This is a genomic window from Bacillus sp. FSL R5-0447, from assembly GCF_038606125.1.
GTDB lineage: Bacteria > Bacillota > Bacilli > Bacillales > Bacillaceae > Bacillus > Bacillus velezensis.
On the sequence record NZ_CP152012.1, the window covers coordinates 532753 to 557382 of the forward strand.

Consider the following 24630-nt stretch of genomic DNA (forward strand, 5'->3'; position numbering starts at 1 on the left):
GATGGACTGTGAAGCAATTCGTTTTTCGCCTGATGATCCTTTTGATTTCGATCGTTCTGACGGCGGGGTGCGCGGAGGCCGGCACTGAAAAACAGGCGGCAGCCGAACCGTCCGGGCCGTTTCAGCCCGCAGAGCATTTTATTTATTATAAATTGATGAACGGGCGGGGGATGATCCGGACGAACATATCCGGTGAGCCGGAATATTTATCAGAGTCTCTCGGACTATGGATGGCATTTTTGCTGAACAGGAAAGATGAACGGCAGTTTCAAGCGCAATATCAGCTTCTCACCGATTCGTTTCTGACGAAAAACGAGCTCGTGTCGTGGAAGATTGACGGGAATAAAGCGAGCGGCACCAATGCCTTAATTGATGATTTCAGAATCATGAACTGTCTGAATGAGGCCGGAACCCTGTGGGGAAACAGTGAATACGGGAAAACAGCGGTGCAGATCGGGAAGGCGCTGGAAAAATACAATACGAATGACGGGTATTTTACGGATTATTATGATGCCGCTTCAAATGCCGCGTCAAAGACCGTGACGTTGTCCTATGTCGACCCCGGCGCCTTACAGATGCTCAGAGAAAAGGGGATTATCGATGAGAAAACGGAAAACAGGAACCTCGATGTTCTCAATCTTGCGCCCCTGAAAAATGGTTTTTTGCCGAAATCGTTCAATACCGAAACTAAGGAATACAAATATGACAGCGAAGTCAATGTCATCGACCAGCTGTACGCCGCCGTGAATCTGAAGCGGGGCGATGGCAAAGCCGCTGTGCTGTCGAAATGGATGATAAAGGAATTTAAGTCGCGCGGACAGCTGTACGGACGATACAGCGCAGACACGAAGGAGCCGGCGGTTCAATACGAATCACCGTCCGTTTACGCCCTGGCCGTTCTTTTTTTAGCAGAACAAAAAGCTGATCCGGCTGTCATCAAGCCGCTTTATGAAAGAATGACTTCATTTGAAACACTGGACACGCTGAAACCTGATTACGGCGGCTATATGAGCGGGGGCGATACACATTCTTTCGATAACCTGCTGCCGCTTCTGGCTGAAAGGAAATTGTTTAATGAAAATATCATTCAATGAATCACAAAAACTGTGCAGCTACACAGCAGTTATGCTGGTGCTGCTGTCTTTTTTTATTTACTATGCGTCTCAGCAATCCGCAGGGCTTCTGATAACCTGCATCACATTGCTTGTTGCGGGAGCCGGCATATGGTTCGGGGCAATCTACGCGCTCGTCATCACCTTACTCGTCTTATTTGTTCTCGGCAGTCTGCTCCTGTGGTTTCAGACCGGGAGCTTTATGGCGTCTGCCGGTGCCGAAAGTCTGCAGGTGCTGGTCATTTGGGGGATTGCGCTGCTCGTCTTTTCTTACATAGCGGGAAGGATTCACGAGTTGGCGAAGGGGCTTGAGCGCTCAGTGAAACAGCTGCGTGAAGAGATTACGAGCTTTGTCGCCGTCGACAGGGTGACCGGCTTTGACAACCATCTGCGGATGAAGCTGGAGCTTTCTGAGGAAATCAAGCGGGCGGAACGTTACGGCAATTCCTTCGTCTTTTTGCTGCTGCACATGCATTATTTCAAGGAATTCAAATCCCTCTACGGAGAAAAAGAGACCGACCGCCTGCTGGCATTTATCAGCCGCCAAATCCGGTCAAGCGTTCGGGAAACAGACAAAAAATTCAGGCCGTCCGCCGAACGGTTCGGCATCGTGCTGACCCATACGCCAGAAGAAAACATGCCGGCCGTTCTGGCGAAGCTGAAAAAGGAATTGGATACGTACCGGCTGCAAAACGATAAATACGTCTCCATCACCTTCCGTGTATGTTACTTGGCATACCGAAAGGATTTACAAACGGCTGAGCAATTTTTAAATGAACTGGAAAACGAGATGATGATGAATGAACTCTAAATGGATACCTCTCTTACTCTCGGCGCTCTTCATGATTTCGGCGGTTTATGTTCCCCTTACGGCGGAAGCAAAAGACAAAAAGGACGGCATTCTCATTATTTATACAAGCACGGACGGCAAAGAAACCGCTGAGGTCAAAATGCTTGATCTGACCGCGGGCCATTTCTCATCCGCCGTCACCGTGAAAAGCGACGGAGACATCACAGCCGCGGACCTCAAAAAGAATCGGCGCGTCATCTATTACGGCGTCACGAAAAAAAAGCTCAGCACATCATTCGTGTCTCTGATCAGCAGCATGCCGCAGCAGCTTATCAGCATCGGCTATAACGCCGGACAGTTCCGCCAATTTGCGGGTTTGTCCCTGACAGAGAAAGAAACGGTATACCGCATTTACGGCAAAGAAGAAAAAACAGACATGCCGCTTGAAAAAGGGATGTCCGTGCTCGGCGTATCGGGAGTAAAAGGAAAGTCCCTTTATACATACCGGTCCGGTGACGGCGGCACCCGCCCTTTTATGTGGAAAACGGCGCGCTCTGACTATTATTTCGGTGTGACGAGCCTGTTAAATGATTCGTTTCTGACGGCGAAAGCGCTGCGCAGCGCATTCGGAGAATCAGCGGGCGGCACCCTCCTTTATTTACGGCTTGAAGACATCAGTCCGATGTCAGATGAAACATTGCTTTACGAAGCGGGCGCTTACCTGCATAAAAGACACATTCCGTTTATTCTGGCGGTCATTCCGGTCTATCTCAATCCGGAAAACGGAGAAAAAGTATACCTGGCAGACAAACCGAAAATGGTCAGCGTCCTGAAAAAACTTCAGCAAATGGGCGGCAGCATCATTGTTCACGGCTACACGCACGCATACCGATACAGCGAAACGGGAGAAGGCTTTGAATTTTGGGATGCCAAAGCGGATCAGCCGATTACGTCAGAAAATGCGGATGATACTCCGGTCAAGCTTGAAAAGGAACAGGATTTTCCGAATGAAAAAGCGTACCGGGCGTATGTGAAGCCTTTCCGTGAAAAAGAAAACATCTACACGAGAACGAAGCTGGAGCAGGCGATTGACGATCTGACAGAGCTCGGCCTTTACCCGCTGTCATTCGAAGCGCCGCACTATACGATGTCTGAAGAAGGCTACAAAATTGCATCTTCTTATTTCTCCAGCATTTTCGGACAAGTGCAGCTCAGCGGCACGACGTGGAAAACCTCGGGCGCCCCTCCGTTCGTCTCAAAGCCGGCTATGCTGGACGGGATGACGCTGTACCCGGAAACAATCGGTTATGCCGATAACTCAAAGGAAAATCCGCTCGGAGATATGGAGAATCATATTTCGCAGATGATTGATTTCGGCGGCGGAACGGCGGGCGGTTTCTACCATCCGTATCTCGGCATGAAATACCTCCCCGAGCTCGTCAATCAGATGGAGCGGATTCCCGGCGGCGAGTGGCTCGATCTGAAGAAAACGAAGCAAACGGTAACGTCGGACAGCGTCAGGATCAAAACGGACGGGGACGGAACCATTCATGTGGAAAACAAGATTCATCCGATAACGGCCTTTTTCAATCACCATCAGCAGACGCCTCTGGAAAAAGCGCTTTGGATTCTCTCCGGCGTGGTGTTATTGTTTATCATCATGTTCGCCTGCTACGTTCTTTATTTGCGCGCCACATTAAAAAAACGAATCTTTAAGGAGAGAAGAAGCCTTGAGTAACATTCTGTTTTTTATCTCATTAAGTTTAATATGGTTGATGCTTCTCTATCACATGTTTCTGATGCAGGGCGGATTCAGGCATTATATGACCTTCGAACGGAACATTCCGAAATGGCGCGCAAAGATGGGGGAGCTCCCGAAGGTCAGCGTGCTCATTCCCGCGCATAACGAGGAGGTCGTCATCAGGCAGACGCTGAAGGCGATGGTGAACCTGTATTATCCGAAAGACAGGCTTGAGATCATCGTCGTTAACGATAATTCCTCCGACCGGACGGGAGACATCGTCAATGAATTTTCCCGTCAGTATGACTTCATTAAAATGGTCATCACAAAGCCTCCGAACGCCGGAAAAGGAAAATCTTCGGCGCTGAACTCAGGGTTCGCGGAATCGAACGGAGACGTGATCTGCGTGTATGATGCGGACAATACGCCGGAAAAAATGGCGGTGTACTACCTGGTTCTCGGTCTGATGAATGATGAGAAAGCGGGAGCGGTTGTCGGGAAATTCCGTGTCATCAACGCGGCCAAAACGATCCTGACAAAGTTTATCAATATTGAAACCATCTGCTTTCAGTGGATGGCGCAGGGCGGCAGATGGAAATGGTTCAAAATCGCCACCATCCCGGGGACGAACTTCGCGATCAGGCGGAGCATTATCGAACAGCTCGGCGGCTGGGATGATAAGGCGCTGGCGGAGGATACCGAGCTGACCATCCGCGTGTATAATCTCGGCTACCATATCCGCTTTTTCCCGGCGGCCGTGACATGGGAGCAGGAGCCTGAGACATGGAAGGTCTGGTGGCGTCAGCGGACAAGATGGGCGCGCGGCAACCAATACGTCGTTCTCAAGTTTTTATCCCAATTTTTCAAGCTGAAACGCAAGCGGATCATCTTCGATCTGTTTTATTTCTTTTTTACGTATTTTTTGTTTTTCTTCGGTGTGATCATGTCAAACACGATTTTTATCATCAATCTTTTTTACGACCTGCATCTGGCAGTCGGGTTTTTGGCGATGATTTTGTGGATACTGGCCTTTTTCCTGTTTATGACTGAGGTCATGATTACTTTAAGCATTGAAAAAACAGAAATGAACAAACAAAACTTCTTTATCGTATTTCTGATGTACTTTACATACTCTCAGGCTTGGATCGTGCTCGTCATCTGGTCATTATTCACAGAGATCAAGCACCGCTTGTTCAAGCAGGAAGTCAAGTGGTACAAAACGGAGCGATACAATCAAAATAAAAGCGGGTGACCTTTTTGAAAAAAGCGATCATATTGATAACCGGCCTTTTGCTATTGATGTATAACGGGCAGGCGGCCGCGGCCCGGGAACTGAAAACGGACGGTTCCGCCCTCGGAACAAGCGCCGGCGCAAAAGAGCAGCAGGCGCTGACTGGCGATCTGATGACACTGTACGGGGCGAAAGACAGCGCAGAGCTGACCTATCAGATTCCTGCGGGAGCTTCGAATGCCGATCAGTCGCTTCTGATTGATTACGAGGCGTCAAACTTATTAATTGCCCCGTCTTCTTTAACCATCGCAATTGATGATGAACCCGTCAAATCCATAAAGCTTGACGGCAGCTCCAAGCGGAAAACGGTGAAGCTCAATCTCAGCAAAAGCCAATCCGCCCAAGGCTATCACAATGTATCATTGCAATTTTACGGCGTATTAAAAGAGGGCGTCTGCGTCAGGCAGGATACGTCAGGCAACTGGATAAAAATTTATCCGGACAGCCGCCTTGTGCTTTCAGAAGCAAGCAAGTCAAAGGGAGCGGATCTCGGCCATTTCCCGTATCCGTTTGCCCAATCAGGCAATACGGGTGAAGAAACCGATATTATCCTTCCTGACAAACCGACCTCGGCGGAAGCCGAAGCCGCAGTCAAAACAGAAGCATTTCTGAAAACGGCAGACAGCAGGCTGAAGGTATCCTATGTAAAAGAATCCGACGCCGGCAAAATCAGCAATCCGTCAATTGTCATCGGCGCTGATCAGCATTGGAACGGGAAAATAAAAGAGCTTTTCGAACGCGGGAACATCAAAGCGGAAGACAACAAACTTCTTCTCGCTGAACGGGTTCTGACATCAGGGGACAAACGGCAGCCCGTCCTGTTTGTCACGGCGCAATCAGACAAAACGCTGGCGGATAAAATCCGCGTCATCACAGACAGCGCTTATTCAAGTCAGCTGGGCGGAGATACTTTGACAATCGGCCGCCTTCAGCCTGCTGCGGAAAAGACAGGCAATAAACTGACACTAGAGGACTTCGGCGCGGGAAATGTAACGATCGGATCAAACAAAACGGCGTCAGAGCACTTCTTTTACCCTGCGGCTGCCGCTGTTGATAAAGACGGTAAGGTCAAGCTTTCACTTACATTAAAAACGTCGGAATCGATCCGGACGAAGGCGGATTCAGATGATGACGCTGAGAGAGCGGAGCTGAACGTCATGGTCAACGGACAGCCGAATGCGGTGCGTCTTGATGATCTCGGCAATAAAGATAAAGACGGCTTTTACCACGTCTCCATCCCGATTGATCCGAAGCTTTTGCGAAGCAGCAGGTACATTGATCTGCAATTTGTCACATCAGGTTTGAAACATAACAATCCGTGTATCGACCGTGACGAAAACAAATGGGTCTATATTGATAAAAGCAGCACGCTGACGTATCCGGTAAGCGATGCGGCGCAGAAAGCGGATTTCGGGCAATGGCCGCTCCCGTTTGCGGGCGGCGGGAAAGAGAAAACAGTGATCGTCATCCCGGATGGCGTAAACATACAGACATTGAAAGAACTTTCTCTGGTGGCGGATTCATTCGGAAACGGCTTTACCGTAAAGACGGCATCAGACATGAAGGAAGCGGATGCCAAAGGCCGGAATGTTGTGTTTATCGGAGGCCTGCCGCAAATCCCGCTTTTAAAGTCAAACGCCTCTAAGCTTCTCGTGCCGTCAGACCGCAGCGGCGCGTACGATGTTTCTTCGTTTCAGATGCTGAATGAGACAACGAAACAAGTCGCGTTTACCCAGGAATCACCTTGGGACTCCGGCCGGAGCATCGCTGTTTTTGCTCCGTTATCAGGAAGCGGCGCGTCTGTCACAAAAGAGCTGATCAGCTTTTTAGACAGCACAAGCGATGCCGCAACCGTCATTAACGAAACGACAGGCAAGCAGCTGTTTTCGAACCATCAGCAAATCAAGTCAGATGACAGCAGTCCATCGGCTGATACGAAAAGCCGGTCCGCAGCACTGAACGTTACGTATATTGCTGTTTTCGCGGCGCTTATGATCATTGCGGCCGGTCTGATCTGGCTGACGGCAAGAAGGAAAAAAAGAAAAGCGGATCATGAAAAAAGCGAAGAGTAATGAAGGAAAAAGAGGCCGTTCACAGGCCTCTTTTTTTTGTATTTTTATTTCCATTTTTGGCGGTGATTTTTTTATTTTTGAAACAGCATAAAAGCCCCTTTACAACTGAACGGGACGGGAGTATGATCTCTTTTATAATCTATATCGCTTAATCTGTAATCAGAGCGGGGGAACCAATTTGCGGCGCGTGATGCCGCTTGGGGTGAATCCTTTTTCAGGTAGGGCCAACTCTCATCAGCCCGAATCCGACAGCTAACCTCGTAAGCGTTCATGAGAGGAGATGAATGAAACCTGTGCACGATTATGGCGCAGGGGCATCCGTTTGCCTCTGTGTCTTTTTGCTGTGCTGAAATATGGCATGCAATCAGCATTCGGAGACATCATAGCAGTAAGGGTTTGTAAATCAAACGGAAAATGAAAAAAAGGGGAAAACAACAAATGTACCATTCAATCAAAAGATTTTTGATTGGGAAACCGCTGAAATCACAGGCGGCCGGAGAGCAGAAACTCACGAAACTCAAGGCGCTCGCCATGCTTTCTTCAGACGCGCTGTCATCAGTTGCTTACGGAACGGAACAGATTCTGATCATTTTGGCTGCGGTAAGCGCGGCCGCGTTTTGGTATTCCATTCCGATCGCAGCCGGTGTTCTCATTTTGCTGCTTGCTTTGATTCTGTCCTACAGACAGATTATTTACGCTTATCCGCAAGGCGGAGGCGCTTATATGGTTTCTAAAGAGAATCTTGGTGAGAAGCCCGGCCTGATTGCGGGCGGCTCATTGCTTGTTGATTATATTCTGACGGTGGCGGTAAGCATTTCTGCCGGAACTGACGCGATTACATCGGCATTTCCGGCTTTGCACCCGCATCATTTGCTCATTGCTGTTTTGCTTGTGATTCTGATTATGATTTTAAATTTGAGAGGGCTGTCAGAATCGGCGTCCATTTTGGCGTATCCCGTCTATCTGTTTGTGGCGGCGCTTGTCCTTTTGATCGTCGTCGGGCTGTTTAAGCTCATGACGGGCCAGGTTCATCCGGCCGAGCATACACCAATCGGCACGACCGTGGCGGGCATCACGCTGTTTTTGCTGCTGAAGGCCTTTTCATCCGGCTGTTCGGCGCTGACCGGTGTTGAAGCCATTTCAAACGCGATCCCGGCCTTTAAAAATCCTCCGGCAAAAAACGCGGCCCGCACTTTGGCCATGATGGGCATTCTGCTGGCGATCTTATTTACGGGGATTACGGTGCTGGCGTACGGCTACGGCACGGGTCCGAAGCCTAACGAGACCGTTATTTCACAAATCGCCGCGGAAACCTTCGGACGGCATACGGTGTATTATTTCATTCAAGGCGTTACATCATTGATTCTCGTGCTTGCGGCGAATACGGGCTTTTCCGCATTTCCACAGCTGGCGTTTAATTTAGCGCGCGATCAGTATATGCCGAGAATGTTTACGGTACGAGGCGACCGGTTAGGCTTTTCAAACGGCATCATCTTTCTCGGTATCGCGTCCATCCTGCTCATTCTTTTATTCGGCGGCCGCACGGAACATTTAATTCCGCTTTATGCCGTCGGCGTGTTCATTCCGTTTACGCTGTCGCAGACGGGAATGTGCATCAAGTGGATCAGGCAGAAGCCGAAGGGCTGGGCGGTAAAAATGCTGATTAACTCATGCGGCGCCGCCATTTCATTTATGGTGCTGTGTATTTTATTTGCAACGAAGTTCAATCTTGTCTGGCCGGTGCTGTTATTCATGCCTGCTGTCGTGATGCTGTTTTTCGTCATTAAAAATCACTACACCGCGGTCAGTGAACAGCTGCGGGTCGTTGATCAGCAGCCTGAGGAAATCAGGGGAACTGTCGTCATCGTGCCTGTCGCCGGTGTCACCACCGTCGTCCAAAAATCGATTCAGTATGCGAAATCATTATCGGATCAGGTCATTGCGGTTCATGTTTCCTTTGACAGAGAAAACGAAAAAAAGGTGGAAAAACGCTGGGAAGAACTTCATAACGGCGTCCGCCTCGTCACCCTGCATTCCTCATACCGCAGTCTGGTTCATCCGTTTGATAAGTTTTTAGAAACGGTCGAACAGAAAGCGAAAAAAGAAAAGTTCTCCGTGATGGTGCTGTTTCCGCAATTTATTACGAAAAAACGCTGGCAGACCATCCTTCACAACCAATCAGCCTTCTTGCTCCGCGTCCGGCTGTTTTGGAAGAAGGACATAATCGTCGCCACCCTGCCGTATCATTTTAAAAAGTAACGGAAAGACCGCAGGCTAAAATGCCGCGGTCTTTTTTGTAAAGGAGGACGACATGGCACAAGGCGCTTTTGTCATCATACAAAATGACGGGCGGGACATATTGCTCGTAAAACGAAAAGACGTTCCACTATGGGATTTGCCCGGGGGCAGGATTGAAGAAGGTGAAACACCTGAAGCCGCAGCCGTCAGAGAGGCCTTCGAAGAAACCGGGTATAACGTGACCATCCTGCAAAAATCCGGTGAGTATGAAAGGCCGGCATTTGAAGATACACAGCACGTTTTCATCGGAGCCATTACCGGAGGAACACCGCTGATGAACGGATCGGAAACCGCCGATTTACGCTGGTTTTCCCCAAACCGGCTGCCGCTGTTCATGGTGCCGAACAGAAAACGGCAAATAAAAGACGGACTCAATGGGGCGGCAAATCGTAAGGCAGTCCTTAAAGACCGAAATCTGTTATCCATCCTTGATCTGCTAAGAAAAAAGCTGAGAGCATAGCCCGTGTTTCAACCCGTATGAAAAAGGGGATGAATACAGGTAAAAGGAGGATGCAGTATGCCAAGTAAAACAGCAGGACACGTAATGACGGAGCTGCTTGAACAATGGGGAGTCGGTCATATATACGGCATTCCCGGAGACAGCATTAATGAATTTATCGAAGAACTGAGACATGAACGAAATAACCTGACATTCATCCAAACCCGGCACGAAGAAGTCGCAGCCCTGGCCGCCGCGGCTGAGGCAAAACTGACCGGGCAGATCGGTGTCTGCCTTTCAATCGCAGGACCGGGGGCCGTTCATCTGCTGAACGGTTTATACGACGCCAAAGCGGACGGCGTTCCGGTGCTGGCGATTGCGGGACAGGTGGCTTCCGATGAAATCGGCCGTGACAGCTTTCAGGAAATCAAATTAGAGCAAATGTTTGAGGACGTGGCGGTATTCAACCAGCAAGTACATACGGCAGAAGCGCTGCCCGATCTTCTGAATCAGGCGATCCGCACGGCTTACAGCAAAAAAGGCGTTGCCGTTTTAACCGTTTCTGATGATTTATTCGCGCAAAAAATCAAACGGGAGCCGGTTTACACATCGCCGATATACCTCAAAGCTGATATAGAGCCGAAAAAAGAACATCTCGTGACATGCGCGCAATATATTAACAACGCAAAAAAACCGGTCATTCTCGCCGGCCAAGGGTTAAAATCAGCAAAAGAGGAGCTGCTCGCATTCGCCGATAAAGCGGCCGCTCCGATTGTCATTACCCTTCCGGCAAAAGGCGTCGTGCCTGACAGCCATCCCCACTTTCTCGGGAATCTCGGGCAAATCGGCACAAAGCCCGCCTACGAAGCAATGGAGGAATGCGATCTGCTGATCATGCTCGGTACGTCGTTCCCATACAGGGATTATCTCCCGGATGATACGCCTGCTATTCAGCTTGATTCGGATCCGGCGAAAATCGGGAAGCGCTATCCCGTCAATGCGGGAATCGTCAGTGATGCGGCTCTGGGACTGAAAGAGCTGACGGAATACATTGAATATAAAGAAGACAGAAGATTTTTGGACGCCTGCACCGAGCACATGAAGCATTGGTGGAAGGAAATCGAAAAGGATGAAACCGAAGCGACTCATCCGCTCAAGCCGCAGCAGGTCATTGCCCGGCTTCAGGATGCCGCCGCAGAGGACGCCGTCCTGTCGGTGGATGTCGGAACGGTTACGGTGTGGATGGCCCGCCATTTTAAGATGAAGAAGCAGGACTTTATCGTCTCAAGCTGGCTCGCCACGATGGGATGCGGGCTTCCGGGAGCGATTGCCGCAAGCCTTGCCGAACCTGAACGGCAGTCCATCGCCATTTGCGGAGACGGCGGATTTTCAATGGTGATGCAGGACCTGCCGACGGCTGTTAAATATAAACTGCCGATTACGGTTGTCATATTAAACAACGAAAATTTAGGCATGATTGAATATGAACAGCGGGTCAAAGGCAACATTGACTACGTCACCCAGCTGCAAAATATGGATTACGCCGCTTTTGCAGAAAGCTGCGGGGCAAAAGGCATCAAAGTGACGAAACACGAGGAATTGGCTCCCGCTTTTCATGAAGCGCTCAACTCAAATGAGCCGGTCGTCATCGACGCCGTCATCGGCGACGAGCCGCCGCTTCCGGGAAAAATCACTTACGGCCAAGCGAAGGGCTTCAGCAAATACATGCTGAAAAACTTCTTTGAAAACCAAAAAATCGAAATGCCGTCACTCAAGAAAAGCTTAAAACGGCTGTTTTAAGAAGCCGGTGGTTATAAAAAAATAAACAGGCAGCATGCCTGTTTATTTTTTTAGGCTTTCTTATTGATGATTATTTCTTTACTGACCCCTTCCATGGTAAGGAAGTGGTCAGCAGTTTGAACCCGCTTGGAAGCTTAGAGGACGGGAACCGTAACCGAAAGTATACCGTATTAAAATCTGCGGAAACGGTAAAGAAAATCGTAAAATCTGCAGCTAGCAAGCGATGGCTGATAAAAAAGCTTTTGGAGGGCCAGGACAGTTCATAACAAACGTGGTTCGCACATTAGCATCGCACAGCCCTTATCAGCAAAAACAGGAACAAAGACTGGCGTGGCGACGTACACCGTCAAGAAGGGAGATGTCCTCCCTGTAATTGCACAGAAAACTGCCGTAAACATGGCCACCATCCAGAGATTGAACAGTATCAAGGACCCGAATTTTATCAAAGTCGGCCAAGTATTAAAGCTGACGGACTCGGCCAGCTCTCCAACAAAAGGAAAAAAATCATCTTACACGCTGCCATCGGGCGTTTTTAAAGTGACAAGCCCCTTAACTAAGGGAACGGCCGTGAAACAGATCCAGACAGCTTTGGCAGCTCTCTATTATTATCCGGACAAAGGGGCAAAGAACAACGGAATAGATGGCTATTACGGTTCGAAAACAGCAAACGCGGTCAAACGATTCCAGTCCATGTATGGACTGCCTGCTGACGGCATTTACGGGCCGAAAACGAAAGCAAGGCTTGGAGAAATGTTAAAAAGGGAATAAAAAAGCAGGCTCTAAATTGCCTGCTTTTCTTTTTATTAGCCTAATTTCTCTTTTGAGATCTTATCCAAATTAGTAAAAAGTATATCCAGGCCCGAAAATAAGAAAGTTATGAAGAATGAAAGAAGAATTTCTCCACCTTGAAATATAGATATGTTTTCAATGAAATTACTGGAAACATATTTAATTGAGAAGTAAACAGCAGCCCATGCAAAAATGAATTCAAGTATATAGGCTAACCAAGCAGGTAATTTAAAAATATGAGTAATTCCTTTTACAATTGCCATAAGGATTAGCATATAAATTAAAGCTAAAATACTTACGACAACAGAAAATATGTATAAGTCTGAAAGTGAACCATAGATGATATACTCTCCGAAAAAATGATTTACAGTTATAGCTACAAAATAAATAACTAGGCTAGGTACAGTTATAGCGAAGAACAGGGAGAATCCAATAAGCCCTATGAATGCTACATGAGCTAAGTGGTTGGGTGGTGTATCCACAATCTCCTTTTTTAATAGAATCATAAAAATAAGAGATGAAATAACAAGACAGCATAGTATGGTGAGCAATACGGTAATAAAGATAGCCATGTTAACCTCCAATGAAAAAGTGCTATTAGAGTGAATCTAACAGCACTTTAAATTTTAAATATGTTAAATCAAAGCAACAATGAATTTAGCTAAAGTGGTAGCTACATCTGTAGGAGCTCCGATAGCTTTAAAAGCTTTTGTAAATTGTTTTACACCCCAATTTTCACCTTTATCCATAATGTCGGCAACCTTCTTAGAGTTTTTTCTAATCCATGCCGCAGCTTTAGGGGAGAATGGCTTTAAGGCTTTTGATAAAAGCCATCCACCTGAACGGCAGGCAGCTCTGAAAGCCTTATAGGACCACGAAACTACACCTTGGGTTTGGTAGTCACCATTGAGAGCCGCTTTGGTTGGAATAGTGCCAGGCATTCCAGTTGGAATAGTACCTGGTGCAGTTTTCGTTACCGGTACAGGAGTTGTGGTTCTGTTTTCAGCTGCTAAAGCACCTGAAGTACCCAAGAATGATGTAAGTAGAGTTGCGCTTAAAACTACAGGGATTACTTTCTTCTTCATATATATTTTCCTCCTAATAATTTATGAATAACAATAAAATGTTTCATCGCTAACGTTGTCCAATGAGCGAGGCTTTTAGCCTTGTCAGAAAGTCCAGACTTTTTAAGTGAAAGATAAAGATTCTCTCCACGTCAATACAACTCAAGGCAACATATTCGTTTAATAGCTTCTTTAAAACCAGTTTAAGCTAAAAGGAAAACGGCTTATCAATTATTATAAAAAATTGGTTTGGTAATTCCAGTGGCATTAGTAGTGATATCTCGGTTTTCTTCAGCTCAGGATGTGGGGACAAAAGAAGCAGTTACAAGGGCTAAAGATGTGGCGAATAGAATACCGTTAGCTACGTGTTTAATGAAAAATCCTCCTTTAGGAATGTAATCTGCCAGCGAAATGAAAGACTATGTATTTAGGATAGTCCTATATTATTCGCTTTGAATATTTTTCCACCTCCTTCAGAAACCATTCTATCAATAGGTATTTTTTGGGTAAATAGTATTTTTATACAGTATTTTTATGTTGAGGTATAATTTCCCTGTGTCTTAAAAACAAGTTAATCAGGTGAGTATGACGCAAAAGTAAATTGCGGTTTTTTTTCGTTTTCACTTTATGTTCAAATAGTTATAATATTACAAAAATAGTGATTAGAGGGAGAGGTATATATGGATCAAGTTTTGCCGTCGTCCCAAGTTGGTGTCAAGATCAATGAATGGTACAAAATGATTCGCCAGTTCAGTGTGCCTGATGCTGAGATTTTAAAGGCTGAGGTCGAACAGGAAATAGAGGAGATGGAAGAGGATCAGGATTTGCTTGTTTTTTATTCATTGATGTGCTTTCGTCACCAATTGATGTTAGATTCCTTGGAGCCGGAAGACAGATATCGAGATCGCCCCACAGTCGACGAACTGCTTGAAAAAATAGAAAAGCCGCAAAAAAGACTTACAGGCCTCTTGAAGTATTACTCATTATTTTTTCGTGGAATGTATGAATTTGATCATAAAGAGTATGTTGATGCGATAAGCTATTATCGCAAAGCAGAGAGAGAGTTGAATGCTGTATCAGATGAAATGGAGCAAGCTGAATTTCATTACAAAATAGCTGATGCCTATTATCAAATTGATCAGCACTTTGTTTCCCTCAATCATTTGAAAAAAGCCAAGCAATTGTTTGAAAAAAATCAATTATACAAAGTGAAAGTGATTGGCTGTAATATGATGGTCGGTGCTAACATGTACGATATGTACAGGCTGACGGAAGCAGAATCATATTATCGGGAAGCATTAAGTATCGCCCGTGGGTTGGAAGAGGAAAAAGTGAAAAGGATTATCGGGTGATCTTTCATAACTTAGGCTTAGTTTATTTAAGAGGGGAAAATTTGATTGCTGCTGAAGAGAATTTCAAAAAGGCAATAGACGTGAAAGAACATATTGATACAAACGGCTTTAAATCGTGCTCGGACTTCTAATGAAGAAGAATATTTGGCGAAATTAAAAATCATTAATTCATTATACGAAGAATATAATGAAACAGCAGTGAAACAAAGCTTAGGCTACTTAGAAGAGAAACGCCTTTGGTCTGATTTCGCAGAGCTAACTGAACAATTAGGTGACTTTCATTTTGAGAAGAGAAACTATGCAGAGGGAAGAAACTTTTTAAAGAAAACCATACATGCCCAAACACAAATACTTAAGGTTACGGAGGCTATATAATGAAGAAGGTTATAATCAGCTCCGCTTTAATCGGTATTCTTTTTACTGGATTATTAAGTGTAACAAATGTTTATACTGCTGAAATGAGTGATTCTGGAACTTTCCACATCGCTGAAAAAGCTATAAATATTTAAGTGTTCTCCAATTTTTGACCTCCACCTTTTAAGACTGGGGGATTTCTTTTTCTTATCCAGTAATCAACATACGCAGCCTCATATGGTTCTTAACCGCTGAGTGTATTGCGTTCACCTTTCCGTTTTGCTGTGAAGTGTTTTCTTGAACTATGCATGCATGAGAAAGACGCCGTCCATTTTTAAGCCTTTCTTCAATCATTCAAGGAAAAACAAAGGAGCTATCGAGAAGATTTCGACCTTGATAAACAGCCTGCATGCCTGTTTATTTTTTTTGTTTGTTGAGCGACTTGGCTTGCATATAGCCGCCCTAAACGGAAACGGAGATTGTGAAAAACCACAGCTGGCGGGCGATAGCTGATCAAGAAACTTATGAAGGACCAGTGCTCAGTGCAATTCATCTCAAGAACAGCCAGAGAGCGGTCACAACAGCGATCATAAAGTAATCTCCATCATTCAGTGTAGTTCCATTTTTGACAAACACAAGTGCCGTCCGGTTTGTCTTTGTCCCTTTCGGGGTTTTAAGCGCAATGTTCTTCCCTATATTGTAATAAACAATTTTAAATAAATAATATGCCAGCGAACAGAATAAAAAGAGCAACATGAACTTGCCAATAAACAATATCATGTTTCATTACTCCCTTTTGCAGTTTTTTCGTTTGAATATATGACGGAAAAGTCAGGATGTTATATAAAAGGAGAAGTATTTTACAGAGGCTGGTGTTATTCATTAATGAACGGTTCGCCGCAACATCCCCAGATTCGGAATCATTTCAAAACGAAAGAGAAGCCCGAGGATTATTAAAAAACAGTCCCTAATGTGTCCGCTTTTTTTGGAAAATTTGATCTAAGATGAACATAAAGAGGGTGAATACGAAGGACACCGTAATCATATCTATCAGAAATATATTAGGAGTATCTTTTATTAATAGCAGCCATACCACCTGCAAAACTAAAGAAATAGAAAAATAGAATATATATGTCATGATCCTCATATTTGTTACCCCCTTAGCCTAATTTCTCTTTTGTGATCTTATCCAAATTAGTGAAAAGGATATCCAATCCCGAAAATAAGAAAGTGATGAACAATGAAAGAAGAATTTCTCCACTTTGAAATATAGATATGTTCTCAATGATATGATTGGAAACGTATTGGATTGAGAAGTAAACAGCAGCCCATGCAAAAATGAATTCAAGGATATAGGCTGACCAAGCAGGCAATGTCAAAACATGAGTCATTCCTTTTACAATTGCCGTAAGGATTAGCATATAAACTAAAGCTAAAATACTGACGACGACAGAAAATATGTATAAGTCTGAAAGTGAACCATAGATGATATATTCTCCGAAAAAATGATTTACAGTTATAGCTGCAAAATACATAACTAGGCTGGGTACAGTCACAGCGAAGAACAGGGAGAATCCAGTAAGCCCTATGAATGCTGCATGAGCTAAGCGGTTTGGCGGTGTATCCACGATCTCTTTTTTTAATAGAATCATAAAAATAAGAGATGAAATCACAAGGCAGCATAAGAAAGTGAGCAAAACAGTAAAAAAGACAGTCATTTTGACATCTCCAATGAAAAAGTGCTATTAGAGTGAATCTAACAGCACTTTGCATTACTTCATACGTATTTTCCTGACGATCATTTATGAATGATTTTAAAATGCTTTCATTGCTAAAGTTGTCAAATGAGCGAGGTTTTTAGCCTGGCTGTCAGAAAGTCCGGACTTTTTAAGTGAAAGATAAAGATTCTTTTCCACGTCAGTCCAGCTTAAGGCGACATACTCGTTCAGCATTTTCTTTAAAACCGGTTCGATGTGTTCATTGAAAACGGACTCGAGTTCATTTCTTATTTTCTTTCCTGCTAATTTTTCAACAAGATTGAATAATTTTGTTTTATTTTTCAGCACTTCTCTGATTACATCTTTGACTGGTTTTGACACAGATGCATCGCTTTGTGCTTTAAGTCCGTAGGAAAATTGCGTATCAGTCTGATAAAAAAATGATTTGGTCGTTCCAGTGGCATTGGCAGTATTATTATGATTTTCTTTAGCTAAGGATGCGGGGACAAAAGCAGTAGTTACAAGGGCTAAAGATGCGGCAAACAGAATGCCTTTAGCTGCGTGTCTAATGGGAAATCCTCCTTTAGAAATGTAGTGTAGAGAGAAATGAAAGACTATGTATTTAGGCGGGACCGATATGATCCGCTTTGAACATTTTTCCCTCTCAGATACCATTCTATCAATAGGTATTTTTGGGGTAAATAGGATTTTAATACAGTATTTTTCTTATAATTCAAAATCTTCTTTAGCAGGATTCATTTTGGCTGCAGTTTTGATGAGATGGGACATGGGCTGGAGCCTATATAACACATGTACAGGCTGATTGAGGCGGAATCACATTATCGGAGCGGTTTTATAATTTAGGGTTAATGAATAAAAATAAACAGGCGGCATGCCTGTTTATTTTCGTTTGCGTGAAAGAGCGAAGAAAAACGGGAAGGCGGAGCCGGCCAATAACGTTCCGAATAAAAACATGCCCCCGATGAACACATGATAGTTCACCCCGCCGATCCAAAGCCCCGTGATTAAGGAAACGATGCTTAATGCGATCATCAAAAAGCCGGGAATCAGACGTTTCTTACCCGTTGTCCGATAAGCAAAAAGAGAACAGAAGATGCCGATGACAATCGGCACAATCCACAGATAAAAAAGGATAAATACTGACATAAGCAAAACTCCGATTTTTCTTCTATCATACCAAAAACGCCCGGAAAAAGATACGAACGGCACCCGGCGTCAAAAGAAAAACCGGCCGCAATGGCCGGTTTTTTCTAACGGAATGAATCGTAGATCACAAACAGATTAAGCGCGATCACCAAAACCGCAATCAGCCAGGCGAGAGCCGTCACCCATTTTCGGTTCGTCAGGGCGCCCATCAGGCGTTTGTTGCTTGTAAACATAATCAGCGGCACGAGCGCAAAGGAGATGCCGAATGAAAGAACGACCTGGCTCCATACGAGCGCTTCTGTGGCGTTGACCCCCGAGATAATGATGATCATCGGCGGAATGATGGTAATGAAACGCCGCAAATAAAGCGGGATACGGTAACGGATGAAGCCCTGCATGATAATATCGCCTGACAATGTGCCGACAGAAGAGCTTGAAAGCCCTGCAGCCAGCAGCCCGATCCCGAAGAGAATGGCTGAAGCCGGTCCGATATAGTGGCCGAATTGCTGATAAGCCACGTCTAAATCTTCTACATACAGCCCGTTCTTGAAGAAAAGCGCGGCAGCGACGATGAGCATGCTTGCGTTAATCGCCCCGGCGATCACCATTGCGATGAGAATGTCAATCGTCTCGAATCTAAAAATCTTTTTCCGCTCACTATCCGTTTTTCCGACGACACGGCGCTGTGTCAGTGCGGAATGTAAGTAAATGGCATGCGGCATCACGGTTGCGCCGAGTATCCCGGTTGCCAAGAGCACACTGTCCATTCCGTCAATTTTCGGGATAAACAGCCCTTCGAGAACGGAAGCGGCGTCAGGTTTGGCAAAGAAGGTTTGCAGAGCGAAGGCGATCACTACGACGAACAGAAGTCCGGCGATGCCCGCTTCCAGCGCCCGGTAACCCCGGCGCTGCAGCTCTAAAATCGCGAATGATCCGATCGCCGCAATAATGGCCGCTTCAACCATCGGTATGCCGAACAGCAGGTTGAGCCCGAGCGCCGCCCCGATAAATTCTGCCAGATCAGTTGCCATAATCACCAGTTCACCCTGTATCCACAGCCCGGCTGATACCCATTTCGGATACCGGTCTCTGGCGATTTCCGGAAGGTTTTTACCCGTGGCAATGCCGAGCTTCGCGGAAAGAACTTGGATTAAAAAAGCCATCAAGTTTGAAAAGAGGATGACCCACAGCAGCATATACCCAAATTTCGAACCAGCTGAGATATTCGTAGCGAAGTTTCCCGGATCAATGTAGGCAATCGCCGCGATAAAGGCTGGGCCTAAGAAAGGCAGAAGCCGCTTGAATCCCTTGCTTTTGCCGTCAAGTGCATCCTGCACGGCTTTTGCTTGCAGTGATTGTGCTGAGATGTCTTTGCTCATTATGTCTCACCTAAATTCCGATAGATTTTTAGCTAAATAACAAAAAGTTTCCTAGATGCAAATTATTTTATCTACATCATAAATCCGCTATTATGAGATGTCAAGTTCTTTATGTTCAATAAACCGGCACATTGATGCCCTGTTTTATCTATGATATGTATCCCGCCGAAGAAAGGTCCGAAAATGAAAACGGCATCGTTCCGGGAAAGAAGCGATGCCGTTCGCAAAGCGTGTTTCCGCCTCCGATCATGCACGGATGCGTGGAGCGTTCTTTTAAAAAGGTGAAAAGAGGACACTTGCCTATATAACTTCACAACTTTCTGTCCGCCCAACTGATTTGAGAAAAAGACGCTGTATTTCCTCCGTTTTCCCAGGTAAATAGAATAATAATGTTTCTTTCCATTGGAAGATAAAACCTTTCTGTACCATTCAAATGACCTCCGGAAAAACTCCGGCTGCTCTGAATAAACGTTTGAATCAACGATATATCAGTGATTCCAGTCCAATAAACCGCTGTTATCTATCAAAAAAAGAATCGGCATGGTCACTTGCGAAGAAAAGAAGTTGGAGCATTAGACTTATTTCAGTCTCCCGGGCAAAAAAGTATAATAACGTCAGGAAAGCTTTCCGGCCATATGATAAAAGAGGGGGAATTTTCTTGGTACGTCGTTTGTCGATCATTTCTTTAGCCATGATTTTTGCTGTTTCTTTATTCGCTTTTGGCGGCTCTGCATCAGCAGCAGCTTTCAAACCTAAAGCTGAACCGGACGTTTCCATTTTAGCCAGCGGGGGCACAGTCGGTATTTACGGTGCTAATATGCGCTCATGCTCTAAGGTCAGCTGTTCAACGATCACAACATTCTCAAGCGGTAAAAAAATTACAGGTTCTTGGGTAACCGGAGAATATGTTCAAGGCCACTACACCAATTCCAATAAATGGCTGAAAGTCACGTATGCAGGAGCGACAGGCTACGTTTCAGTCACCACACTATCTTATTATTACGGTTTATAATCAGAAAAACCTCGTTCTCTTGAGAGCGGGGTTTTTCCTTTATTCCGATTCAATTTCCGCGTTTCGTTTCATCATCGTGTTTCATCAGCTGATCGATTTCTTCCTTAGAAGCGTTTTTTTTCCACTCTTTCGCCTGACTTGTCGCAATGGGAATGGCCCGTCCTTCTTCATAACCCTCATCTACCATCGCATTCGCGATTTCGATCGCTTTTTTCTTCACAGGTTCCTCGAGATTCTTCAATGATTGCGGATAATCCTTCATAGACCAAGGCATGTCTATCACTCCTTTATGAAAAGTGTTTCCCGCCTGAAGAAAAAGAAAACCGCCTTATCAAAAAGAATGACAGCTAGTTTTACGAGAGACCAGCAATTTCCGAATAAAATATAAAGGATAAAGAAGCAAGTACAGATTGAATGCCCACCACATAAGATCAAAATCACCGATAAATACCCAAAAGGCTATCGCTTGCAGGCCTGAACAAAAGGTCAGCACAAGTGATATTAATGCGAAAGGGCGCCATAACGCATGTGTCCGTTTATAAAGAAACAAGCTGTACAGCCCGGTTATCGAAATGAAAATATCTAAGGGAAAGAATGACCAGTTCCAGGCCATGATCATGGCGTTATCATAATCTTTAAACACCATGTTTTTTGGAATCCACTCAAAAAAAGTAACAATCCAATAAACGATAAATCCAATATCTGTAATGAGGAAGAGAACCTTTAACCCTTTCATCATCTGTTTCTGTCCGTATGAACGCTACTGCCGTTTGATGACGTTTCACTTTCAGAAATAAAGTTTAAGGAAACAACACCGATGATGATCAAAAGAACAGAGACAGCTTTTATGACAGAGAACTGTTCATGAAAGAAAAAAATTCCGATCATGGAAATCAGTACGATCCCCATCCCCGACCAGACCGCATACGCGATGGAGACACTTATATATTTCAAAGTCAAAGTAAGAAAACAAAGGCTGCCGATATAAAACAATAATAATAAAATACTTGGGACAAGTTTTGTAAATCCATTTGATAATTTCATGCTGACCGTACCCAATACTTCAAAAATGATCGCTAAACTTAAATAAATCCATTGCATTCAACATTCTCCTTCAATCGTATTATTCAAAATTATACAATATACAGAATTTGAAGAAAATTAAACAATGGAATGTTTTCCGGATAAAAAATCCGTCCGGGTGTTAAAAGAAAACGCCATAAAGGTATACTATGAACAAAGAAATCAGAAAGGACGTGCAGGACGGGTGACAGAAGAGCGGACAGACCTGGAAAGACAACTGAGAGACATTCAAAAATGGGAAAAGGCGCAGCAGAGGGTGATGTTCTGGCAAACATTCACCCGCTTGCCGTTTCAGCTTTTGGACAAGCTGACACCGCAATTTATTCAGAGGAAAATCGGACTCATTCTCGATGAAACGGGAACGTTTATTCAGTCAGGCGGACAGTACCTGACATCTGAAAAGCGCATCACGAAAAAGTTTCAAAAACGGCTGCCGCACGGTACATGTCGAACGCTTCACGACATCCGCATTGCGCCGCTTGCCGTCATGGACGAAATCGCAGAAGCCGTAGCGCGTACAAGCGTAAAGGCCGCGACGGTGCAGGGAGCCGCAACGGGAGTCGGCGGCGTATTCACGCTGGCGGCAGACATTCCGGCGATGCTCGGCCTGTCCTTAAAGACGCTGCAGGATATCGCGGTTGCTTACGGCTTTGATCCGAAAGACAAAAAAGAACGCGTGTTTATCGTCAAATTGCTCCAGCTTGCATCCAGTGACGTCATCGGAAAAAAAGCGATCCTGCAAGATTTACGGCAATATGATCAAAACGACCGCGCCTATCAGCGCGTCGCCTCGCAAATCCAAGGCTGGCGGGAAGTCGTTTACAGCTATCGCGATACGTTCGCCGCGAAAAAACTGCTGCAAATGGTTCCGGCCGCAGGCATCATCTTCGGCGCGTCCGCCAACCGTTCAGCTTTAGAAAGCATCGCGGAAACAGGCATCATGCTCTATAAAAAACGCCGGATTCTAAAACGCATGAGGGATACAGAATGATAAAAAACCACCCGAAAACACATTCAATGTGTTTTCTTTGTTTAGCAGTTCTGAAATCGGGAAACCAACAACCAACACCAATTAAAGGAGGAATTCAAAAATGGCACAAGATAATAACAAAATGAGCAGAGAAGAAGCAGGTCAAAAAGGCGGAGAAGCCACAAGCAATAACCATGACAAAGAATTCTATCAGGAAATTGGTCAAAAAGGCGGAGAAGCAACAAGCAAAAATCACGACAAAGAATTCTATCAGGAGATCGGTGAAAAAGGCGGAGAAGCCACTAGCAAAAATCACGACAAAGAATTCTATCAGGAAATCGGTGAAAAAGGCGGAGAAGCCACTAGCAATAACCATGACAAGGAATTCTATCAAGAAATCGGCCAAAAAGGCGGAGAAGCCACAAGTAAAAATCATGACAAAGATTTTTATAAGGAAATCGGCCAAAAAGGCGGAAACAGACGAAGCAGCTAATAAAAGCATAAAAGGCAGACAACCTGCAGATCAAAAGCGATCCGGCGCATCAGCTGGATCGCTTTTTATTTTGGGAAAATCTTGATCTGAGCCGCCGTTGCGATACAATAAAATGAAAAAGGGGTTTTTCACTCGTGTCTGACATGCTGAATTTGCTCGCTATCGCCAATAAAGTCAAAGAAAAACACGACAATTTTTCAATCGCGGAGATCAATGACCACTGTGTGCGCCTCGCAGTGTTTACGGGAGAATATGACTGGCACCATCACCCTGACTCAGATGAATGGTTCATCGTTCTGGAAGGTGAGCTGCTGATCGATTTTAAGGACAAAGAAACCGCAGTGCTCAAAGCAAATGACAGCCTGCTCATCCCGAAAGGCACGATTCACCGCACCCGCTCTTACGTCAGAACCGTGAATCTGTGTGTTGAGCATACGCGTGCGAAAACAGTCATCACAGAGGAACGTCATGCTGATCAAAAAGATTGTATGTGAAACAGACGCTGCAAACGCTGAAGCATTTGCGCAAGCACAGTCAAGGTGGGGAGCATTATCATGTGTAAATGGCTTCGTCAAACAGGCCGGCGGGTGGCGGAAAAACGCAGACGGCCTGTTCATCGCGGAAATCATCAGCGTTTGGGAGAACAGACAGGCCTATGATGATTTTATGGAGAACGAACATGACCGAATATACGAAGAAAACGAGCAGAAGGCTGCGATTCTTTCAATAGAAGTGATGCTGTATGAAGAGGATGAACCTGTCATTCACGAGCTGTTACATCACCCTGACATCCGATACGAACCGGACTGGACGGTTCTGAAGGCATAATGAAAGCCCAAAACAGTTTGTTTTGGGCTTGTGTCTTTACTCGCGTCCGGGAAGCGTGTTGTGGACATACGGCGGGACGGGATCCAGCTTAGCTATTTCGCCGTGCGCTTTCGGTTCCTTTTCGTATTCGAATGGTTCTCCGTCCGGCGCTGTTTCCTTCAGCCAATTTTGTTCAGCGCTTTCTCCGCCATCTGAGAAATGAATAAGCTTATGGGAGAATGACTGTTTTTCCAGCGCCTTCGGGAATGTGGAAGGAACGATCGGACCTTCCTGTTCTTCTAATTCTTTAATGGCCGCAAGCCATTGGTTTTGATGCATGGTATCGCGGGCCAATAAAAAGCTGAGCATATCTTTCACGCCTTTATCATCGGTCATTTCATACAGGCGTGCGACTTGAAGCCTTCCTTGTGATTCGGCGTTCAGATTGGCGCGGAAGTCTGCCAGAAGGTTTCCGCTTGCGACGATATAGCCTGCGCTCCACGGAACGCCCGTGCTGCTCTCCGGCATTGCGCCGAGTCCTGAGACAATTGCATGATGCGGATTCATCCCGCCTAAAATGGACCCGATGACCGGATCATCAGCCGCTTTTTCCTGCTCTGCCAGCGGGGCGTCTTCTAACAGTCTCGCAATCATCGTCGCGATCATTTCGACATGGCCGATTTCTTCCGTCGCGGTATCCATCAGAAGATCCTTATATTTTTCATTGCCCCGTGTATTCCATCCTTGGAACAAATATTGCATGGCGACGGATATTTCCCCGTATTGTCCCCCTAAAATTTCCTGCATCTTTTTTGCGAACAGCGGGTCAGGACGATCCGGTTTAGCCGGATGCTGCAGTTTTTTCGTATGTGTAAACATGTCTCCATCTCCTTTTTTTT

General features: G+C 45.4%; 24 protein-coding genes, 3 pseudogenes and 1 riboswitch. Of the genes and pseudogenes, 16 read left to right on the plus strand and 11 right to left on the minus strand.

The window, feature by feature from the left end:
* The first annotated feature begins 8 nt into the window (after window positions 1-8).
* The 9 genes and pseudogenes from NYE68_RS02650 to NYE68_RS02690 form a co-directional block, all read left to right on the plus strand.
* On the plus strand, window positions 9-1094 hold the full coding sequence (locus NYE68_RS02650; RefSeq protein ID WP_324636121.1) for a lipoprotein YdaJ: 1086 nt from the start codon (window positions 9-11) through the stop codon (window positions 1092-1094).
* On the plus strand, window positions 1075-1923 hold the full coding sequence (locus NYE68_RS02655) for a diguanylate cyclase (RefSeq protein ID WP_324636120.1): 849 nt from the start codon (window positions 1075-1077) through the stop codon (window positions 1921-1923). The genes NYE68_RS02650 and NYE68_RS02655 overlap by 20 nt, the downstream gene beginning before the upstream one ends.
* A complete protein-coding gene (locus tag NYE68_RS02660) occupies window positions 1913-3640 on the plus strand; it encodes a DUF2334 domain-containing protein (protein ID WP_324636119.1) in 1728 nt (575 codons plus the stop codon). Before NYE68_RS02655 ends, NYE68_RS02660 begins: the two co-directional genes overlap by 11 nt.
* Entirely contained in the window at window positions 3633-4895 is a 1263-nt protein-coding gene (locus NYE68_RS02665; protein ID WP_045508433.1) for a glycosyltransferase, read from the plus strand. Before NYE68_RS02660 ends, NYE68_RS02665 begins: the two co-directional genes overlap by 8 nt.
* 5 nt (window positions 4896-4900) lie before the next feature.
* On the plus strand, window positions 4901-7006 hold the full coding sequence (locus NYE68_RS02670) for a cellulose biosynthesis cyclic di-GMP-binding regulatory protein BcsB (RefSeq protein WP_324636118.1): 2106 nt from the start codon (window positions 4901-4903) through the stop codon (window positions 7004-7006).
* A 135-nt stretch (window positions 7007-7141) separates the two neighbouring features.
* A riboswitch (cyclic di-AMP (ydaO/yuaA leader) is annotated at window positions 7142-7288 on the plus strand.
* Window positions 7289-7444: 156 nt separating this feature from the next.
* Complete coding sequence (locus NYE68_RS02675; protein WP_324636117.1) at window positions 7445-9265, plus strand: APC family permease; 1821 nt, start codon at window positions 7445-7447, stop codon at window positions 9263-9265.
* Between the two features lie 52 nt (window positions 9266-9317).
* Window positions 9318-9764: an NUDIX hydrolase gene (locus NYE68_RS02680; protein ID WP_033575061.1), complete on the plus strand. Its 447-nt coding sequence runs from the start codon at window positions 9318-9320 to the stop codon at window positions 9762-9764.
* Between the two features lie 57 nt (window positions 9765-9821).
* A complete protein-coding gene (locus tag NYE68_RS02685) occupies window positions 9822-11543 on the plus strand; it encodes a pyruvate oxidase (RefSeq protein WP_014416943.1) in 1722 nt (573 codons plus the stop codon).
* A gap of 336 nt (window positions 11544-11879) precedes the next feature.
* Window positions 11880-12311 (plus strand): annotated as a pseudogene (locus NYE68_RS02690) (peptidoglycan-binding protein); the annotation flags it as partial.
* Window positions 12312-12346: 35 nt separating this feature from the next.
* Here the strand turns inward: NYE68_RS02690 and NYE68_RS02695 are convergent.
* Complete coding sequence (locus tag NYE68_RS02695) at window positions 12347-12904, minus strand: hypothetical protein (RefSeq protein WP_025649978.1); 558 nt, start codon at window positions 12902-12904, stop codon at window positions 12347-12349.
* Between the two features lie 63 nt (window positions 12905-12967).
* Window positions 12968-13417 carry a hypothetical protein gene (locus NYE68_RS02700; protein ID WP_025649977.1) on the minus strand — a complete coding sequence of 150 codons (450 nt, stop codon included), beginning with the start codon at window positions 13415-13417 and terminating at the stop codon, window positions 12968-12970.
* Between the two features lie 659 nt (window positions 13418-14076).
* On the opposite strand from NYE68_RS02700, the pseudogene NYE68_RS02705 reads away from it, so the two are divergent.
* Window positions 14077-15123, plus strand: a pseudogene (locus NYE68_RS02705) (Rap family tetratricopeptide repeat protein).
* Complete coding sequence (locus tag NYE68_RS02710) at window positions 15123-15257, plus strand: hypothetical protein (RefSeq protein ID WP_254926347.1); 135 nt, start codon at window positions 15123-15125, stop codon at window positions 15255-15257. The pseudogene NYE68_RS02705 and the gene NYE68_RS02710 overlap by 1 nt, the downstream one beginning before the upstream one ends.
* A gap of 394 nt (window positions 15258-15651) precedes the next feature.
* Here the strand turns inward: NYE68_RS02710 and NYE68_RS02715 are convergent, their stop codons facing one another.
* The 5 genes from NYE68_RS02715 to NYE68_RS02735 all read right to left on the minus strand — a co-directional run bounded on the left by NYE68_RS02715 (window position 15652) and on the right by NYE68_RS02735 (window position 19369).
* Entirely contained in the window at window positions 15652-15882 is a 231-nt protein-coding gene (locus NYE68_RS02715; protein WP_022552619.1) for a hypothetical protein, read from the minus strand.
* 380 nt (window positions 15883-16262) lie between these two features.
* On the minus strand, window positions 16263-16820 hold the full coding sequence (locus NYE68_RS02720; protein WP_229041614.1) for a hypothetical protein: 558 nt from the start codon (window positions 16818-16820) through the stop codon (window positions 16263-16265).
* Between the two features lie 96 nt (window positions 16821-16916).
* On the minus strand, window positions 16917-17495 hold the full coding sequence (locus tag NYE68_RS02725; RefSeq protein ID WP_227051479.1) for a hypothetical protein: 579 nt from the start codon (window positions 17493-17495) through the stop codon (window positions 16917-16919).
* Window positions 17496-17720: 225 nt separating this feature from the next.
* Window positions 17721-17987, minus strand: coding sequence for a hypothetical protein (locus NYE68_RS02730; RefSeq protein ID WP_014416946.1), 267 nt, complete (start codon window positions 17985-17987; stop codon window positions 17721-17723).
* Between the two features lie 104 nt (window positions 17988-18091).
* Window positions 18092-19369, minus strand: coding sequence for an Nramp family divalent metal transporter (locus tag NYE68_RS02735; RefSeq protein ID WP_088005335.1), 1278 nt, complete (start codon window positions 19367-19369; stop codon window positions 18092-18094).
* Between the two features lie 655 nt (window positions 19370-20024).
* On the opposite strand from NYE68_RS02735, the gene NYE68_RS02740 reads away from it, so the two are divergent.
* The gene (locus NYE68_RS02740; protein WP_007410203.1) at window positions 20025-20378 is read left to right on the plus strand and encodes a hypothetical protein; all 354 of its coding nucleotides are present in this window, start codon (window positions 20025-20027) and stop codon (window positions 20376-20378) included.
* Between the two features lie 58 nt (window positions 20379-20436).
* On the opposite strand, the pseudogene NYE68_RS02745 reads toward NYE68_RS02740, so the two are convergent.
* The 3 genes and pseudogenes from NYE68_RS02745 to NYE68_RS02755 form a co-directional block, all read right to left on the minus strand.
* Window positions 20437-20652, minus strand: a pseudogene (locus tag NYE68_RS02745) (DUF2188 domain-containing protein); the annotation flags it as partial.
* 57 nt (window positions 20653-20709) lie between these two features.
* Window positions 20710-21117: a DUF5360 family protein gene (locus NYE68_RS02750; RefSeq protein ID WP_229041612.1), complete on the minus strand. Its 408-nt coding sequence runs from the start codon at window positions 21115-21117 to the stop codon at window positions 20710-20712.
* Window positions 21114-21479 (minus strand): multidrug efflux SMR transporter, encoded by a 366-nt coding sequence (locus NYE68_RS02755; RefSeq protein ID WP_061890431.1) that lies wholly within the window; start codon window positions 21477-21479, stop codon window positions 21114-21116. Before NYE68_RS02755 ends, NYE68_RS02750 begins: the two co-directional genes overlap by 4 nt.
* Window positions 21480-21645: 166 nt before the next feature.
* Between NYE68_RS02755 and NYE68_RS02760 the strand changes: the two genes are divergently transcribed.
* From NYE68_RS02760 to NYE68_RS02775, 4 genes are all read left to right on the plus strand, one after another.
* Complete coding sequence (locus NYE68_RS02760) at window positions 21646-22452, plus strand: EcsC family protein (RefSeq protein ID WP_060675359.1); 807 nt, start codon at window positions 21646-21648, stop codon at window positions 22450-22452.
* A gap of 100 nt (window positions 22453-22552) precedes the next feature.
* Entirely contained in the window at window positions 22553-22924 is a 372-nt protein-coding gene (gene gsiB, locus NYE68_RS02765; RefSeq protein WP_015416859.1) for a glucose starvation-inducible protein GsiB, read from the plus strand.
* A gap of 134 nt (window positions 22925-23058) precedes the next feature.
* On the plus strand, window positions 23059-23418 hold the full coding sequence (locus NYE68_RS02770; protein ID WP_015416860.1) for a cupin domain-containing protein: 360 nt from the start codon (window positions 23059-23061) through the stop codon (window positions 23416-23418).
* Window positions 23393-23752, plus strand: a complete 360-nt coding sequence (locus NYE68_RS02775) for a DUF4937 domain-containing protein (protein WP_060675356.1) — start codon at window positions 23393-23395, stop codon at window positions 23750-23752. Before NYE68_RS02770 ends, NYE68_RS02775 begins: the two co-directional genes overlap by 26 nt.
* A 36-nt stretch (window positions 23753-23788) precedes the next feature.
* Here the strand turns inward: NYE68_RS02775 and NYE68_RS02780 are convergent, their stop codons facing one another.
* The gene (locus NYE68_RS02780; protein ID WP_012116856.1) at window positions 23789-24610 is read right to left on the minus strand and encodes a manganese catalase family protein; all 822 of its coding nucleotides are present in this window, start codon (window positions 24608-24610) and stop codon (window positions 23789-23791) included.
* Between the last annotated feature and the right edge of the window lie 20 nt (window positions 24611-24630).

Coding starts and splice junctions, on each gene's coding strand:
- NYE68_RS02715 (WP_022552619.1), bottom strand. CDS start 15,882: ATGATATTGTTTATTGGCAAGTTCATGTTGCTCTTTTTATTCTGTTCG.
- NYE68_RS02775 (WP_060675356.1), top strand. CDS start 23,393: ATGCTGATCAAAAAGATTGTATGTGAAACAGACGCTGCAAACGCTGAA.
- NYE68_RS02755 (WP_061890431.1), bottom strand. CDS start 21,479: ATGCAATGGATTTATTTAAGTTTAGCGATCATTTTTGAAGTATTGGGT.
- NYE68_RS02680 (WP_033575061.1), top strand. CDS start 9,318: ATGGCACAAGGCGCTTTTGTCATCATACAAAATGACGGGCGGGACATA.
- NYE68_RS02780 (WP_012116856.1), bottom strand. CDS start 24,610: ATGTTTACACATACGAAAAAACTGCAGCATCCGGCTAAACCGGATCGT.
- NYE68_RS02675 (WP_324636117.1), top strand. CDS start 7,445: ATGTACCATTCAATCAAAAGATTTTTGATTGGGAAACCGCTGAAATCA.
- NYE68_RS02750 (WP_229041612.1), bottom strand. CDS start 21,117: ATGATGAAAGGGTTAAAGGTTCTCTTCCTCATTACAGATATTGGATTT.
- NYE68_RS02655 (WP_324636120.1), top strand. CDS start 1,075: ATGAAAATATCATTCAATGAATCACAAAAACTGTGCAGCTACACAGCA.
- gsiB (WP_015416859.1), top strand. CDS start 22,553: ATGGCACAAGATAATAACAAAATGAGCAGAGAAGAAGCAGGTCAAAAA.
- NYE68_RS02700 (WP_025649977.1), bottom strand. CDS start 13,417: ATGAAGAAGAAAGTAATCCCTGTAGTTTTAAGCGCAACTCTACTTACA.
- NYE68_RS02710 (WP_254926347.1), top strand. CDS start 15,123: ATGAAGAAGGTTATAATCAGCTCCGCTTTAATCGGTATTCTTTTTACT.
- NYE68_RS02725 (WP_227051479.1), bottom strand. CDS start 17,495: ATGGTATCTGAGAGGGAAAAATGTTCAAAGCGGATCATATCGGTCCCG.
- NYE68_RS02685 (WP_014416943.1), top strand. CDS start 9,822: ATGCCAAGTAAAACAGCAGGACACGTAATGACGGAGCTGCTTGAACAA.
- NYE68_RS02660 (WP_324636119.1), top strand. CDS start 1,913: ATGAACTCTAAATGGATACCTCTCTTACTCTCGGCGCTCTTCATGATT.
- NYE68_RS02720 (WP_229041614.1), bottom strand. CDS start 16,820: ATGACTGTCTTTTTTACTGTTTTGCTCACTTTCTTATGCTGCCTTGTG.
- NYE68_RS02695 (WP_025649978.1), bottom strand. CDS start 12,904: ATGGCTATCTTTATTACCGTATTGCTCACCATACTATGCTGTCTTGTT.
- NYE68_RS02730 (WP_014416946.1), bottom strand. CDS start 17,987: ATGTCAGTATTTATCCTTTTTTATCTGTGGATTGTGCCGATTGTCATC.